The 14,290-nt window shown below is 66.0% G+C and carries 15 protein-coding genes; 6 read left to right on the forward strand and 9 right to left on the reverse strand.

Annotated elements, in window-relative coordinates:
• Positions 1–256: 256 nt before the first annotated feature.
• Positions 257–697 (reverse strand): Imm1 family immunity protein, encoded by a 441-nt coding sequence (locus tag BLR21_RS33460; protein WP_090012466.1) that lies wholly within the window; start codon positions 695–697, stop codon positions 257–259.
• Between the two features lie 515 nt (positions 698–1,212).
• Between BLR21_RS33460 and BLR21_RS33465 the strand changes: the two genes are divergently transcribed.
• From BLR21_RS33465 to BLR21_RS33475, 3 genes are read left to right on the forward strand one after another with little or no spacing between them, the layout of a single operon-like run.
• Complete coding sequence (locus tag BLR21_RS33465; protein ID WP_090012468.1) at positions 1,213–1,557, forward strand: hypothetical protein; 345 nt, start codon at positions 1,213–1,215, stop codon at positions 1,555–1,557.
• Between the two features lie 11 nt (positions 1,558–1,568).
• A complete protein-coding gene (locus BLR21_RS44470) occupies positions 1,569–3,773 on the forward strand; it encodes a DUF3631 domain-containing protein (protein ID WP_143028003.1) in 2,205 nt (734 codons plus the stop codon).
• Between the two features lie 5 nt (positions 3,774–3,778).
• Complete coding sequence (locus BLR21_RS33475) at positions 3,779–3,997, forward strand: hypothetical protein (protein ID WP_090012474.1); 219 nt, start codon at positions 3,779–3,781, stop codon at positions 3,995–3,997.
• 341 nt (positions 3,998–4,338) lie between these two features.
• On the opposite strand, the gene BLR21_RS33480 is transcribed toward BLR21_RS33475, so the two are convergent.
• Both BLR21_RS33480 and BLR21_RS33485 read right to left on the reverse strand, forming a co-directional pair.
• Positions 4,339–5,796 carry a recombinase family protein gene (locus tag BLR21_RS33480; RefSeq protein WP_176929914.1) on the reverse strand — a complete coding sequence of 486 codons (1,458 nt, stop codon included), beginning with the start codon at positions 5,794–5,796 and terminating at the stop codon, positions 4,339–4,341.
• A 25-nt stretch (positions 5,797–5,821) separates the two neighbouring features.
• A complete protein-coding gene (locus BLR21_RS33485) occupies positions 5,822–6,064 on the reverse strand; it encodes a VOC family protein (RefSeq protein WP_090012479.1) in 243 nt (80 codons plus the stop codon).
• A gap of 56 nt (positions 6,065–6,120) precedes the next feature.
• On the opposite strand from BLR21_RS33485, the gene BLR21_RS33490 reads away from it, so the two are divergent.
• The gene (locus BLR21_RS33490; protein WP_090012482.1) at positions 6,121–6,504 is read left to right on the forward strand and encodes a VOC family protein; all 384 of its coding nucleotides are present in this window, start codon (positions 6,121–6,123) and stop codon (positions 6,502–6,504) included.
• Between the two features lie 171 nt (positions 6,505–6,675).
• Here the strand turns inward: BLR21_RS33490 and BLR21_RS33495 are convergent, their stop codons facing one another.
• The 4 genes from BLR21_RS33495 to BLR21_RS33510 all read right to left on the reverse strand — a co-directional run bounded on the left by BLR21_RS33495 (position 6,676) and on the right by BLR21_RS33510 (position 11,060).
• Positions 6,676–7,026 carry an MmcQ/YjbR family DNA-binding protein gene (locus BLR21_RS33495; RefSeq protein ID WP_030476825.1) on the reverse strand — a complete coding sequence of 117 codons (351 nt, stop codon included), beginning with the start codon at positions 7,024–7,026 and terminating at the stop codon, positions 6,676–6,678.
• A 7-nt stretch (positions 7,027–7,033) separates the two neighbouring features.
• Complete coding sequence (locus tag BLR21_RS33500) at positions 7,034–7,438, reverse strand: MarR family winged helix-turn-helix transcriptional regulator (RefSeq protein WP_338043525.1); 405 nt, start codon at positions 7,436–7,438, stop codon at positions 7,034–7,036.
• A gap of 297 nt (positions 7,439–7,735) precedes the next feature.
• On the reverse strand, positions 7,736–9,898 hold the full coding sequence (gene uvrB / locus BLR21_RS33505) for an excinuclease ABC subunit UvrB (RefSeq protein ID WP_176929915.1): 2,163 nt from the start codon (positions 9,896–9,898) through the stop codon (positions 7,736–7,738).
• A 55-nt stretch (positions 9,899–9,953) separates the two neighbouring features.
• Complete coding sequence (locus BLR21_RS33510) at positions 9,954–11,060, reverse strand: DUF5685 family protein (protein ID WP_090012524.1); 1,107 nt, start codon at positions 11,058–11,060, stop codon at positions 9,954–9,956.
• Positions 11,061–11,110: 50 nt separating this feature from the next.
• Here BLR21_RS33510 and BLR21_RS33515 point away from each other — a divergent pair, with 50 nt between their 5' ends.
• Both BLR21_RS33515 and BLR21_RS33520 read left to right on the forward strand, forming a co-directional pair.
• On the forward strand, positions 11,111–11,620 hold the full coding sequence (locus BLR21_RS33515) for a ribonuclease FAU-1 family protein (RefSeq protein ID WP_090012526.1): 510 nt from the start codon (positions 11,111–11,113) through the stop codon (positions 11,618–11,620).
• 88 nt (positions 11,621–11,708) lie between these two features.
• Positions 11,709–12,227, forward strand: coding sequence for a ribonuclease FAU-1 family protein (locus tag BLR21_RS33520; RefSeq protein WP_030476830.1), 519 nt, complete (start codon positions 11,709–11,711; stop codon positions 12,225–12,227).
• On the opposite strand, the gene coaE is transcribed toward BLR21_RS33520, so the two are convergent.
• Together coaE and BLR21_RS33530 are read right to left on the reverse strand one after the other, a co-directional pair.
• The gene (gene coaE / locus BLR21_RS33525) at positions 12,203–13,351 is read right to left on the reverse strand and encodes a dephospho-CoA kinase (protein ID WP_090012486.1); all 1,149 of its coding nucleotides are present in this window, start codon (positions 13,349–13,351) and stop codon (positions 12,203–12,205) included. The genes BLR21_RS33520 and coaE overlap by 25 nt on opposite strands.
• A gap of 50 nt (positions 13,352–13,401) precedes the next feature.
• Positions 13,402–14,031, reverse strand: coding sequence for a hypothetical protein (locus BLR21_RS33530; RefSeq protein WP_090012488.1), 630 nt, complete (start codon positions 14,029–14,031; stop codon positions 13,402–13,404).
• Between the last annotated feature and the right edge of the window lie 259 nt (positions 14,032–14,290).

Here is a 14,290-nt window from a genome sequence, read left to right on the forward strand (position 1 = left end):
TATCGCGTCTCCGTCTGCTGACAGAGTTCGAGCGTCGTCTGTTTCAGGCCAGCGGCGAGCAGTGCGGTCACACCTGCTCATTGCAGTCAGTAGGTCACTCGTGTTGGTAATAGACACGTGGTACTCAGCGAGTCGCGTCGTGTCGGCAGTGAGGACTTCGAAGGTGACAATTGCTGGACCGATGCAACTGAGCCTTAGAGTGATGTTGTTACCGTAATTATCAATCGCGGGAATGTCATGCGTCGTCATGTGCTGCTCAGTACTCGTCATAGGGCACCCATTCGATGCATGTGGGCCGTTTCCTGGTGGTCAGCCACTCGGTTAACGCGGCGTGAGCGTCTTCTATCTGGATCACTGCGGATTGCGGAAAAACTGCGCCAGTGTCGCCGTTGAAAATCAAGTCCACGGCGAAAGGAAGTCTGCCCGCATTGAACGAGTTGGCGACGGTCATAGTGGGATCGTCATGGTCTATGTAGTTAAGCGCGGCTACCCCGCGCGCGGGTGACGCACTGACTCGGAGTTGGTGGTTCGGGTACGGCCCTTTGGGTTCGCTGTAGTACTGCTCGTCACCGATAGCGAGAAGTGTTTCCCAGTCGGTGTGCTCGGTGTCCAGCACTTCGTCTACAAGCTGTGTGCACTCGATGATTCCGCGAGCGACGCGGCCTATTTGCGTCGTAAGGGTCGCGGTGACGATCATCTCTGTCCCGTCACAATCTCATTGGGGCCTATGTGCTCGTTCGATCACGTGCGCAAACAACCACGTCGATTAAGTCACCACTTGCGTATGAGGTCTATGGCGTGCGGAGCATGCGGCATGCTTGCGGTTGCATGTCCGCAGTTCAGGGCGGGTGTGGTGGCATAGGTGAGTCACCCGATAGCGCTAGAGCCTCTGATGCCGCGCGGCGTTGCAGCATTCCTGACTGATCGCATACCCGGCCGACTTGCGCGTTTCCGCAGTTCAGAGCATGCGTGAACATGCCTAGAAAGATCAACATGCCACCGATGGCATAAGGCGGAGAAATATGCTTTATCGGCATGTTGATCACTCATTGCGATCGCCCGACCAGGCGTTATGTCACATTGGGAATAGTGCATGCAGAAACGTACATGGAGGTTCCTGTTGGCAGGCGGCTTACTTGAGTTGTCGCCCCGCACCGAGTGGGGCACCGGCTCTCACAAGAGGGCCGCCAACCAAATAGTTAGGAACAACTCATGTTCGAGACTCCGGAACAGATGCAGAACCGTTTGTTTCACCTGGCGTGGCTGGGTGAGGAACTCCCCGAAATCGCGGCACAGCGTGACGGCGGATGGATTTACCGGCAGATCGCCAGGGAAGCGGCGGCCGTGCTGGCCGTGGCTACCGAGTACATCAGTGAGAACGAATTGGCGCGGGTGTTCATGGACGCTCGCGGAACGCTGTCGGCCGACTCGCCCGAGGAACAGTCTCGGGACGCGGTACGGGCGGCATGGCTCGACACCGACGCGTTGACCTCCACCAGCTGGGTGCCGACGCAGCGAACACCCGAGGTACCGACCCGCGCGGACGGTGGCCGATGAGCGTTCGTGGTGTGACGCGGGCAGTGGTGGCGCGGGTGCGCGCCGCCCTGCTCGGGTGGCTGGGCTCGTTTGGTGTCGTGGTCGGCTCGGTGGCCGTCACGAAATCGGTCACGAAACGTGTTGTGGCGTGGTGGGTCGAGCGCGTGTTGCGCTCGCCTGCCTGTCTCATCGCGTCGGCGTGGATGCGGGAAACCGTTGGCAGCATTAGGGATTGGCGCGTCTGGCCCGTGCTGGCGGAGTGGGTTCGGTCGGTCGTACGGGCGGTGTGGCGGGTCGCCGGGCCGTCCGTGCGGGACGCGGTCGGATGGCTGCGGCACCGTGCGCCGGGTGTGGTGTGGCGGGGTGTGTGCTGGTTCGCGCGGCGTGCGCCCCGCTGGACGTGGCGGGCCACGGTCTACGCCCTGGTCGGTGCGTGGTGGGTGCTGTCGCGCACGGTGCGGTGGGCGTCCGGGCACGCCTCGTATGCGGGTCTGGTCCGGCAGATGGATGACGACCAGCGGCACGGGACCGCGAAGCGGTTGCGGGAGGAGTGGGCGCGCATGGCCGCGCTGCGGTCGGTGCTCGTGCTGATCGTCGCCGTGGTCGTGGCGCTGGTGGTGACCGGTGTCGCGGACAAGATCGGGACCGCCGCCGCGGCTTTGATCACCAGCGGTGTGTTTGCGCTGGTAGGGCGGGGTGTGAGGTCCACGCCGGCTGGAGATGATCATGGTCAGGATGTGATTGTCCACAGTGGCCTGGATGAGCCGTTTCCGATCGCCGATGCGCACACCCGCGCGGAGGCTGCGGACGCGGTGTCACGGGCGCTGCGCACTGAGGGTGTGGACCTGCGGATGGTCGGCGAAGCTGTGCGCCAGGGGTGGGGGTGGGAAGTCCCGGTGATCTTGCGCCGGGGCACCCCGAGTCAGGTGGTCGACAAGTTGGCCGCGCTGGAGACCACACTCGATCTCCCGGCGGGCGGGGCGATGGCGTCCCCGGACCGCACGCGCCGTGCCCGGGTGGTGATTCGGCTGGCCGAACGAGACCCGTTCCTGGGCTTGCAGGCCGCGCCAGCGCGGACCGCGTTGCCGCTGGTGTCGCGGTCGATCACCGACCGGTTGCAGGTGGGTTCGGTGATCACGGGTGAGCCGTTGGCGCTCGGGTTGCTCGGGGTGCACGGGGTCGTGATCGGGGACACCGGTTCGGGGAAGTCCTCGACTCTGTGCACGCTGGCCGACGCGGTGACCGACTGTGCCGACGCGACCGTGTGGGATCTCGATCCGGCAGGCACGGGTTTGGACGTGCTGGCCGACTCGATCGAGCGCAGCGAGCGCACCCGCGCGGGCATTGAGGACGCTCTCGCGGACGCGCTCGCCCTGGCGGAAGTCCGGCCACACCTGTTGCGGGACATGGGCATGGCAGGGCGTGAGTGGGTGCCCTCACCCGAGCACCCGGCGGTGATCGTGTTCGTGGACGAGTATCCGCGATTGTCCAATGCTGCCAAGGAAATGGCGGTGGACATCCTCCGCATCGGACGCAAGGCGCGGGTGTCTCTGTTGCTCGCCTCGACAGAGGCGACGTCGGACACGCTCGGGGACGCGATCGCCGACACCACGGCGCTCAAGATCCTGCACGCGTGTCGGCACGCGGACGTCCGGTTGGTGCTCGGGCCGTCGATGCTCGGGGATGGGTGGCGGCCGGACCGGTTGAACCCGGCATCGGCCGACAGCCCCGAGGATGCCGGGTGCGGGTACGTCTACGCCCCGCACTACCGCGACCCCGTGCTGTCGAAGTTCCGGCCCGTGTCCGACGAGGACACAGCCGACCGGGCGCGACAGCGCGCACCGCACCGCCCCCGGGTGGACGCGGTGTCATGGGAAGCGGCACGCAAACGCCGTCACAGCAACGAATCCGGCTTCACGACCGGCAAGGGCGGCCGTCACCGCGCGGTGCTCGCTCTGCCGTCCCCGCGTAGCGGGGAACCTGCCGGGCTGGACCGAATGGTCGTGGCGGACGTGCTGGCCGCGTTCGGTGACGACGAACGGCTGTGGACCGTGGACCTGCTGGCCAGGCTCGCCGACCGCCACGACCGCTACGCGGAATGGACCCCGGACGATCTCGCGGAGGCGTTGCGGCCTCTGGGGCTCTCTGCGGTCCAGATCCGCCAGGGGGACAGCAACAGGCGGGGATACCTCCGTCAGGCCGTCTCGGACGCTCTGAGCCGCGCGGAGAGGGGGTGACAAGCATGACCACCACTCAAACCGTGACCGTGGCCGTTCCGCTGATTCTGGCACTGGTGATCTTCTACGCCGTCAAGCACGGCAAACAGAAGGTTCTCGGTGTCCTGCTCGGAGTGGCGTTCGGCGTGAGCCTCGCGCCGACCGGGATCGCCGGGCACATGGCCCGCGCGATCAACACGACGATCATCCAAGGGATAACCGCTCTGTCGGGACTGTTCACCTGACAGCACACGAGACAACGCGCCACCGCGCGGGAAAGGAGGTGACAACAATCAGTGAGAGACCATGACCCCACAACGCCAGGAGGTGAATCCACCGGGAGTCAGCCGCTATCCTCTACGCAGGAACGAGAACCAGAAGCGGCGACAGGTCGTGTCTATGCCTACAACGATCCGGCCACGCTCGCTAAAGCGGGACGCATCATCCGAGCGGCACTAGCACGACGGCAGGTCAGAAACAGCATCCCACTACCCCGTAAGGGCGACGGTGATGACGACCGAAAACAAGGTGAGTGAACGCGAAACCGGCAGCACCCGAGTGTGGGTGCTGCCGGTTTCGCGTTCACTCACCTTGCCACGTAATCGATCTCGATCCGCTCCGGATCAAACCGGCGTGGCGCTCCGGGGCGCGCTCGGTTCACCGTGATTTTCACGATGAACAGCCGCAGAAATTCACGCTTCTCATCCAACGTCATGTCCGGCCAAGCTTCTTTAGCACCCTCGATATTGACGTTAATCACCGGTGGCGGCATCTCCGCCAGTTCACGCCGCAACTCGCGCTCGTTCTCTTTCAGTCCGTGCCGCGCCTCTTTCCATTCCGTAGCGGTCAACTCACCCGGCGTGGCCCACAACGCCGCCAGTTCACCGCGTTGCTTGTCGAGTGCGTCCAGCGCGTTCGAAATCTCGGCACGCCGTGCGCCGTGTTCATCGGCCGCGACAGTCGCCAGGAACTCCGGATTGTCGAGCTTCTCGAACAGCCGCTCAACCACGCTGGCCTGCGCCTTCTCAAGCACGATGCCCGTGCAGCCCCGACCGCCCTTGTTGGGATGACAGGTGAGGTACGGAACTCGGCGCTTGCCGACCGTTTGCGTCGTACCTGTCATATTGTGCTCACACACCCCGCACACCGCGAGACCACCAGTCAACAGATACTTACGACCAGTCGGATTTCCGATGTGGCGCTCACCAACCGCATACTCGCCCTTGCCGTCAGCACGGGTAACCCGGCGTGGCTGTGACAACTTCAATCGGCACGCCTGCCACGTCGCGTCATCCAAAATCGGCTTCCAGTTTCCGCGCGCCACAATCTGACCCCGGTAGACACGGTGCCCGGCAATCGTCGGAGATAACACCATCCCTCGCACTGCACTCGGCTGAATTGTGCCGCCGTGCGCACCTCTCAAACCGCGCTCTCGAAACTGTTTCGCGATGTTTGCGAGAGACCAACCCGTCAACACCCATTCCGCAGCCTGCCGGATAGCGGCAGCCTCCGCCGGAACCTGCACATAGGTTTTCGTGCCGTCCGCAAGCTTGCCGTGCTTGTAGCCGAACGGGCGACTACCGGCAGGCTCGCCCAACGCCGCCTTTTCCGCCAGCGTGTCATTGATGCGCCGCTTCAACCGGCGCACCTCGCCAGCGCCAAGCACGGCCTTGATTCCCGCTACCTCATCTTGCACACGCACGATGCCGTCACGATTTGTGTGCAGCTCCGTAATACCCACAGCGTCCATCTCGGCGGCCAACTGAAACCATTGAATCTCGCGCCGCTCGATCCGGTACTGCTCCACCGACCACACGTGCGCTACCTCGCCCCGATTGATCGCCGCGCGCAGATTCTCGTAATCCGGTCGCACAACGTCGTCATCAGCGGCGGAAAGATGGTTGTCTTTAAAGACTCGAACGGGCATACCAGGCCACGTCGCAGCGGCGTACTCGTGCCCCCAACGCTCCTGTGCCTGAACGCCTTCCTTGCGTCCCCGGCGGTCGATCGAGATGCGGCAATAAAGTGCAACGTACCTGGTCATAACCCCAGAGTGCGCCGGTTCTGTCTCAACGGCAACTGCCATCGGGCACCCGCTGGAACAGGAACCGCGGTCCCTTGCCGTCCGGGTCGATGATCGCCGCGTAGTCGTCCACCGAGTCGAACGGAATGTTGTTCTTCACCGCGAACTCCTCCCACGTGGCAAAGCCGGGAGGCGGCGGCTGCTGCACGTAACCGAGCGCCTGCGCCCAGAAGCCGGCGAGCTTGGGCGGATCGTTGGCGTCGAACGAGATCTGGATTTCGGTTGCCATGCGGCCACCGTAGAGACCAATGCGGACAACCACTGTCCGGAGTAGCGTGCCCTCTCATGTCACGTCCTGTGCACTTCGAGATCCACGCCGCAGATCCCGGGCGAGCGCGGAACTTCTACTCCTCCGTCTTCGGCTGGAAGATCGAACAGTGGGGCGACATCCCCTACTGGACCATCGTGACCGGCGACGACGACCAGCCCGGCGTGAACGGCGGCCTGCTCCCCCGCCGAGGCCCGGACCCGGCCCCGGACGCACCCGTCCACGGCTACGTCATGACGATCAGCGTGCCCGACATCGACGTGACCATCGCCGCCATCGAGGTCAACGGCGGCACCGTGGCCCTGCCCAAGGACAAGATGCCCGGCGTCGGCCTGCTCGCGTACTACAAGGACACCGAGAACAACATCTTCGGCATCATCCAGCCGGAAGAACGCCAGTAGCGGGTCGCTGCCAGTGCCGTGACCGGCAGCCTTGCCCCGTATTTCGGCGGTCAGACGGGTGCATCGTGGTGCCGGCCCCGCGTCCTCATCCTGGTTGGCTGTGATGGTTGCCGGGCGTGGGGAGGTGCCGCGAGGCGCCCCGCTGAGCGCCGGAGGTTGCCGATCATGGCACTAGACGGCAGGCCGCCTCCCCTTGGGCAACCGCGCGACGACGGCCTCGTAGGAGCCGTCGACCAGCTCCAGCAGGTCGTCGTCGGGCACAGACCCCTTGAGCGCGATGGTGTTCCACCCGTACCGCCCGACGTACCCGCTCACCGTGACGTCACCGGGAAAGCGCTCTCGCCACACCGAGGCAGCCTCGGCGTCGGCACCACACTTCAACCCGACGGTGTGCAGGTCGAGCCCGATGAAGGCGAACGCCTTCCCGCCGACCTTGCACACCAGTTCGGCCTCGCCCCACGGATACGTCTCCTCGGCACCGGGCTTGCCGGCGCAGTAGACGATCAACTCATCCAGTGTCACAACAGAATTATCGCGCGCCGAACACGGCAACGAAACGAGTGAGCAGCCGGGCGAACACCACCCGCTCCTCCTCACTCCAGTCCGCCATCGCGGCGGCACAGGCACTCTGCCGGGCCCGATGCAGCTCAGCGGACGTAGCCCGTCCCCGAGGCGTCCGCACCAGCAACACCCGCCGCCCATCGGCCTTGTCCGCGATCCTCGCCACCAACCCCGTCTCGACGGCGCTGGTGACGAGCTTGCTGGCCCGAGGCTGATCAACGTGCAGAGCCAAGGCAACACTGGAAACCGTGGCCTGAGCCCCGGTCCGCTCAGCCGTCTCCACGACATCCAATACGTCAAAGGCAGGCACAGCCAGCTCGGCCAAGGCCCGACGAGACTGACTACGCCGCACAGCGATCAGCGCCTGCTCCACCGCGGCAAGGTGGGAGTCCACATCCACCCCGAGATCATGGCCGCCCACGGCCCCGGCGAAAGCAGACCGCGAACATCTCACCCCAGAGGGCGATTTACGCGCGAGGCGCGAATCGTTACAAGAGCACCGGACTACGCAACGCACACGGCGATCTAACCCACCGCACGCAACCCGCCTCCACAGTGGACACGCCACCCCGCACGCGAGCAGTCAGCCAGAACGGTGATGAAGCCGCTGTTGGACGGGCACGACGAAAGCCGCCATCACGCCCGTCATTCCTCACCAACGCGCCCAGGATCACTTGACCCCTGCGGCGTCCATCCCCCGCAACTCCTTCTTCAGATCCTGGATCTCGTCCCGCAACCGGCCAGCCAACTCGAACTGCAGATCCCGGGCAGCGTTCATCATCTGATCCGTCAGCGACTGCACCAGGTCAGCCAACTCGGACCGAGCCATCCCAGCCCGCTCCGCCGAAGTCACCACCCCGGAAGACCGGCCACTCTCCCCTGCGGCGCGCTTCCCGCGGGACTGGTTCCGCCCGGACCCGCCGACCGGAACCTCGTCCTCGATCTCGGAGTACACGGCCTCCAGGATGTCGGTGATCTTCTTCCGCAACGGCTGCGGGTCGAGGCCGCGCTCGGTGTTGTACGCGACCTGCTTCTCACGCCGCCGGTTGGTCTCGTCGATCGCGTGCCGCATCGAGTCGGTGATCCGGTCCGCGTACATGTGGACCTCACCGGACACGTTACGAGCGGCACGGCCGATCGTCTGCACCAGAGAAGTTCCCGACCGCAGGAACCCCTCCTTGTCCGCGTCGAGAATCGCCACCAGCGACACCTCGGGGAGGTCGAGCCCCTCCCGCAGCAGGTTGATGCCGATCAGCACGTCGTAGTCGCCCAGACGCAACTGCCGCAACAACTCGACGCGGCGCAGCGTGTCGACCTCGGAGTGCAGATAGCGGACCCGGATCCCCAGCTCCAGCAGGTAGTCCGTCAGGTCCTCGGCCATCTTCTTGGTGAGCGTGGTGACCAGCACCCGCTCGTCGCGCTCCGCCCGTTCGCGGATCGAGTGCACCAGGTCGTCGATCTGGCCCTCGGTCGGCTTCACGACGACCTCGGGGTCGATCAGCCCGGTGGGGCGGATGACCTGCTCGACGAACTCGCCGCCGGACTGGCCCATCTCGTACGGGCCGGGGGTGGCCGACAGGTACACGACCTGGCCGATGCGGTCGGCGAACTCCTCCCAGGTCAGCGGGCGGTTGTCCATCGCGGAGGGCAATCGGAAGCCATGCTCCACGAGGTTTCGCTTGCGAGACGCGTCGCCCTCGTACATGCCACCGATCTGCGGCACCGTCACGTGCGACTCGTCGATGACCATCAGGAAGTCGTCCGGGAAGTAGTCGATCAGCGTCGCCGGGGCCGTGCCCGCCCCGCGCCCGTCGATGTGGCGCGAGTAGTTCTCGATGCCGTTGCAGAAGCCGACCTGCTTCATCATCTCCAGGTCGTACTGGGTGCGCATGCGCAGGCGCTGGGCTTCGAGCAGCTTGCCCTGGCGCTCCATCTGCGCGAGCGTCGTCTCTAGCTCCGCCTCGATGTCGCGGATCGCGCGCTCCATGCGCTCCGGGCCCGCCACGTAGTGCGTCGCGGGGAAGATCCGGAGCTCGGAGACCTCCTTCACCACGTCGCCGGTGAGCGGGTGGAGGTAGTAGAGCTTGTCGATCTCGTCGCCGAAGAACTCGACGCGGACGGCGAGCTCCTCGTAGGACGGGATGATCTCGACCGTGTCGCCGCGCACGCGGAACGAGCCGCGGGTGAACGACATGTCGTTGCGGGTGTACTGGACATCGACCAGCAGGCGCAGGAACGCGTCGCGGTCGACCTCCACACCGGTCTCCAGCGGGATCGAGCGGTCGAGGTACGACTGGGGCGTGCCCAGGCCGTAGATGCACGACACGGACGCGACCACGATGACGTCGCGCCGGGTCAGCAGCGACATCGTGGCCGAGTGGCGCAGGCGCTCGACGTCGTCGTTGATCGAGGAGTCCTTCTCGATGTACGTGTCCGTCTGCGGGATGTACGCCTCGGGCTGGTAGTAGTCGTAGTAGCTGACGAAGTACTCCACCGCGTTGTGCGGGAAGAGCTCCTTCAGCTCGTTCGCCAGCTGGGCGGCCAGGGTCTTGTTCGGAGCCATCACCAAGGTGGGGCGCTGCAGCTTCTCGACCAGCCACGCCGTGGTCGCCGACTTGCCGGTACCCGTGGCGCCGAGCAGCACGACGTCGCGCTCACCGGAGCGCACGCGCCGTTCGAGGTCGGCGATCGCCGCCGGCTGGTCGCCTGCCGGCTGGTAGTCGCTGACCACGCGGAACTGCCCGTCGGTGCGGACGATGTCGCCGACGGGACGGTGTTCGGAGTGCGCCTTGACGGTGCTTTCCTCTGGCGGGAGCTCGGTTGCGAAAGCCACGGGAAGCACGTTACGCCGAGGGTCTGACAATTTCCGATTGTGCCTGGTCAGAGGCCTAATCGCAGGGGCAGCAGTTGCAGTCGCAGTCACAGTTCGGGCCGCAGTCGGACCCAGGGTCGCACCCGTCCCGCCGCTTGTCGCTCCACGGGCCGGGGAACGGGTCGCGGCAGCAGAACTGGCACGTGCCGCACATGTAGAGGAACGCCCCGCAGCCCTCGAAGCACCCGCGCGGCTGCCGCTGCCAGTTCAGCCTCGGGTACGCCCACAGCCCGCTGCCGGGATCGGACCAGCGGGGCTTGCCCGCCGGGTACTCGTGCCGCCTGCGCTTGCCGAACACCCGGATGATCGACTCCTCCAGCTCGTGCACCAGCAGCTTGTGCACGAGCCGCGCGTCGGTGAACTCCACGTCGCCGAGCGCCAGCCTGATCCCCGCGACCGCGTCCAGGCACAGCCGGTGCGCCTCCTCGACGGGCGTCCCGGTGGCGAGCAACGGGTTCCACGCGCCGCAAGCGCGGTCCTCCTCCAGGTCCTCCACGGCGTCGATCAGGTGCGCCACCCGCCCGAACAGCCGGCCCACCTCGCGCAGTGGCTCCACGTTCCCCGGCCTGCCGGCGATGATCGCGGTCTGCCCGACGGCGAACGCGGTCGCGGTCTCGGTGGGTTCGGTGACCAGGAGCACGGAACTGCCCAGCCCCGCCCCGGCCTCCACCTCCGGCTGGCGCCGCACCGCGTCCACCATCACCGAAGCGTCGAACCCGAGGTCGGACGCCGTGCCCAGCCCCTTGGAGGCCCAGCGCCGCGCCACCGCGCGCCCCGCCCACCCCACGCGGCCGGCGAGCCCGTCGCCGTCGTCCACGTGGTCCTCGATCTTCAACGACGCGAGCACGAGCGACACCGACGCAGCCAGCCGCGCCCCGGACCCGATGGTCACGTCCGCGGACTTCATGCCGCGCAACGCACAGGGTCCGGCCGACCGCCGCGAGACGCCGGACTGCGCCTCCACCGCGGCCGAGATCATCAGCCCGTCGTAGTTCGTGACGAGACGCGAGAGATGACCATGCTCGTCGCGCAACGACAGGCACATTCCACAAAGGTGTGAGAGCCACGCGGACCGCAGCTCAGCGCCCATTCTGTTGCGGCAGGGGCGGATGATCCCGAACATGCGCGGCATCCTAGGTGGCCGCGGCGCCCGACGATGGCAGTATCGCGGACGTGCCACACATCCATCCGCCGAAGATCGAGTACTTCGACCTGGACGCCAAGAGCAACACCGATCCCAAGGGGCAGCTGAGGAGCGTCGACGAGTTCCGGCTCACGCCGACCGGCCTCTACATGTTCCGGCCGCTCGCGGGGCATCCGAAGATCAGCCACTTCGAGAGCTGGTTCCTGCCGAAGCTCAACATCCGCGTGACGCGCCAGACCTGGCACCCCGGACACCAGCTCGACTTCGACTTCTACGTGGACGTCGTGGAGATCAACGCGATCGGCAGCGTCTGGAAAACAACCGATCTGTACCTCGACCTGATAGTCCGGACGGGCCACAGCGTGACTGTTTTGGACACGGACGAGTTGATCTCCGCAGTTCAGCACAACCTGCTCTCCGCGGAACGCGCGCAATGGGCGCTGGAAACCACCTACTCGGCGGTGTCCGGCATTTCAGCGCACGGTCACGATGTGATCAGGTGGCTCACCTATTCGGGTTGTCCCACGACCTGGCGCTGATACACAGAGCGTGTTCGTCACCTGACCGTGACGTAACAAATCGACCCAGCGTGTTACTGGGAGCACATATTTGACTACGCTCGGCGTCGTGGGAGCGGTCACTACACCTCAGTTGGTCGATGTCGTCGACACCATTTCGGGCGTGCGCTCGTATTCGTCGGGCGGCTCACGAACGCTCAGTTCGTGCTATGCCGAACGGTGGGGTCTGCGAATCGAGCATCCCACTCCGGAAGACCCGTTCTCGGACTCCGAGGTCACCTGGCTGATGCCCGAACTGGGCCTGCGCCTGACCACTCACCGCCCGCGTTCCCGGCACGCGCGCAGCAGCCCGAGCGTGCTGTCCGCGGTGCGGGTCGAGCGCGACCAGCGCCACTGGCAGACCACGGACCTGCTGCTGGGCCTGGCCGTCCCCGGCGGCACCACGGCCCGCATCGTGCGCAGCGAGGAGTTCGCCGCCGCGGTCGCGGGCCGCGTGCTGCGACCGGGCGACGCCGACCAGGCACTGCGCACGGTCCACCGCACCCTCGAAGAGCTCAGCAACGTCAACCACAACCTGACGTCGTGGCTGACGTGGCACGGCATCTACGACTCCTGGCCACCCCTGTAGGCCTCGACGCGCCGCGCGGCCGCCTCCATCCAGGGTTCCTTCGCCTCACCGTAGGCGAAGGCGCCGGCGTCGCCCGCAAACCGTTGTGACAGCTCGAGCTTGAGATTCGCGTACTCCTCGCGGGCCTGCGCGTCGTGCCGCAGCCAGTCGCGGAAGTCGACCGCCCACCGCCAGTTCGGAGCACCTTCGACGCGCAGGTGCAGGTTCACACGCCGCCCAGGGTCAGCCCCGGCGTGCAACCGCTTGCTCCAGTCACCTTCGCCACGCGGCGTGTCCACGTACGGCCCGATGTACGGGAACCCAGCCTGGGCCAACGCTTCCCGCAGATCGTCCGCGGTCTCCATGTCCTCGACGGCAAGCTGGAAGTCGAGCACGTCCTTGGCCGCGAGCCCCGGCACCGCCGTCGACCCGATGTGCTCGACGTGCCGCCCACCGGCCGCCACGCTGATCCGGCGAGCGATCCGCCGCGCCTGCGCAGGCCACCGCTCGTCATAGGGCACGACGATCGGCGACCCCGACGCGTACGAGCCAGTGCGCACGTTCTTCTCGAAGGCCACCAGCCGATCCCACAACGCCGTGACATCCGGAACCGCACCGCTGTTGTCCAGCCACACGTCCGCAACGGCCCGGCGCTGCTCGTCGGTGGCCTGCGCGGCGATCCGGTTCTCGGCGTCCCGCCGATCCATCCCGCGACCGGTGACGAGCCGCTCCAACCGCGTGGCCGAGTCCGCGAAGACCACGATCACCAGGTGGTACATCGCCGCCATGTCCCGCTCCACCAGCAACGGGATGTCGTGCACCACGATGGCGTCCTCGGCAGCCTCGGACATCCGCTGCCCGGTGAGCGCACCGATCCGGGGATGCGTGATCCCGTTGAGCGTCTGCCGAGCCTCCTCGGTAGCGAACGCCTTAGCCGCCAACGCCGCCCGGTCAAGCGTGCCGTCCGCGTTCAGCACGTCCTCACCGAACGCCTTGACGACCTCCGCAAGCCCGTCACTGCCCGGCTCCAACACCTCACGCGCAAGCTTGTCCGCGTCGATGACGACAGCACCGTTCTCCGCCAGCAGCCGCGCGATCGTCGACTTGCCGGACCCGATCCCCCCGGTCAACCCCACCCTGAGCATGCCGGTCAGGTTAGCCGGGCGAGCAACGACCGCGTGTACGCCATCTCCCGCTATACCGGCGGCGTCATCGACTGCGCGGCCAGCACCGGCAGGACCGCGATGAGCTTTTCCTTCGGGATGAAGTTGTTCCGGTTGCGCACCACGAACGTCGACTTCCCAAGCGACCCGATCAACAACTGCTCGTCCTTGCCCTCGACGAGCATCCCCTTCTGCTTGCCGACGTCGACCTCGGTGATCTTCGCACCGTCGGCCCGCTCAGCCTCAACGCTCTCGGCAACGCGAGTACGAGCCGTCAGGTCGTCGTTGTAGGTAGACAACCCGATGACGATCTTGGCGTCCGGAAGGTTCTTCTTCGGGGGAATCCCGTAGTAACAGTCGATCTTCCCGGTCCGCCCGATCCCAGGCTCCTTGATGCCGATGATGATCCGGGGCTCCCCAGGAAGCTCCTGCCCGAGCGTCGCGTTCATAACCTCGACGGACACCACGAGCTCACAGTCGTCCGGCAACGCCCGATCCACCATCACCGGCACCCGAGACGGGACGGTGGACGGAGTGATCTTCGGAATCTGCGGCGGCGGCGCCTGAGTCTGCGGCTCGGCAGTAGAACAGGCAGCGCAGACCGCCAGCACACCCACACCCACACCCACACCAAGCGCCACGAAGAACTTGTTCCCACGCATAGGTTTGCCAACCTACACAACGAGGTTGGGCCTCCACCACAGAGTGAACGGGTACGCAGACATCAACCCGCGAAGCCGAAGACGAGCCGTCCTTACCGAACGGGCCAGGCGGTGGGGTCCCATCACGAGTCGCGCCATAGCTCTTGCTGCACCTGAGGGGTGAGGTCAAGTCGACACGCTTTTCGTCGACTTGACCTCACCCCTCAGGTGTGGCCCGCTCTTGGCTCGGCTCGTGATGGGACCCCACCGCCAACGCAAC

Source organism: Lentzea albidocapillata subsp. violacea (assembly GCF_900100275.1).
GTDB classification, from domain to species: Bacteria; Actinomycetota; Actinomycetes; order Mycobacteriales; family Pseudonocardiaceae; genus Lentzea; species Lentzea violacea.

What these genes read in the sequence shown, in the direction of transcription:
- BLR21_RS33485 (WP_090012479.1), bottom strand. Translation starts at nt 6,064, where the DNA reads ATGGCAACCGAAATCCAGATCTCGTTCGACGCCAACGATCCGCCCAAG.
- coaE (WP_090012486.1), bottom strand. Translation starts at nt 13,351, where the DNA reads ATGCTCAGGGTGGGGTTGACCGGGGGGATCGGGTCCGGCAAGTCGACG.
- BLR21_RS33480 (WP_176929914.1), bottom strand. Translation starts at nt 5,796, where the DNA reads ATGACCAGGTACGTTGCACTTTATTGCCGCATCTCGATCGACCGCCGG.
- BLR21_RS33465 (WP_090012468.1), top strand. Translation starts at nt 1,213, where the DNA reads ATGTTCGAGACTCCGGAACAGATGCAGAACCGTTTGTTTCACCTGGCG.
- BLR21_RS33490 (WP_090012482.1), top strand. Translation starts at nt 6,121, where the DNA reads ATGTCACGTCCTGTGCACTTCGAGATCCACGCCGCAGATCCCGGGCGA.
- BLR21_RS33475 (WP_090012474.1), top strand. Translation starts at nt 3,779, where the DNA reads ATGACCACCACTCAAACCGTGACCGTGGCCGTTCCGCTGATTCTGGCA.
- BLR21_RS33460 (WP_090012466.1), bottom strand. Translation starts at nt 697, where the DNA reads ATGATCGTCACCGCGACCCTTACGACGCAAATAGGCCGCGTCGCTCGC.
- BLR21_RS33510 (WP_090012524.1), bottom strand. Translation starts at nt 11,060, where the DNA reads ATGTTCGGGATCATCCGCCCCTGCCGCAACAGAATGGGCGCTGAGCTG.
- BLR21_RS33530 (WP_090012488.1), bottom strand. Translation starts at nt 14,031, where the DNA reads ATGCGTGGGAACAAGTTCTTCGTGGCGCTTGGTGTGGGTGTGGGTGTG.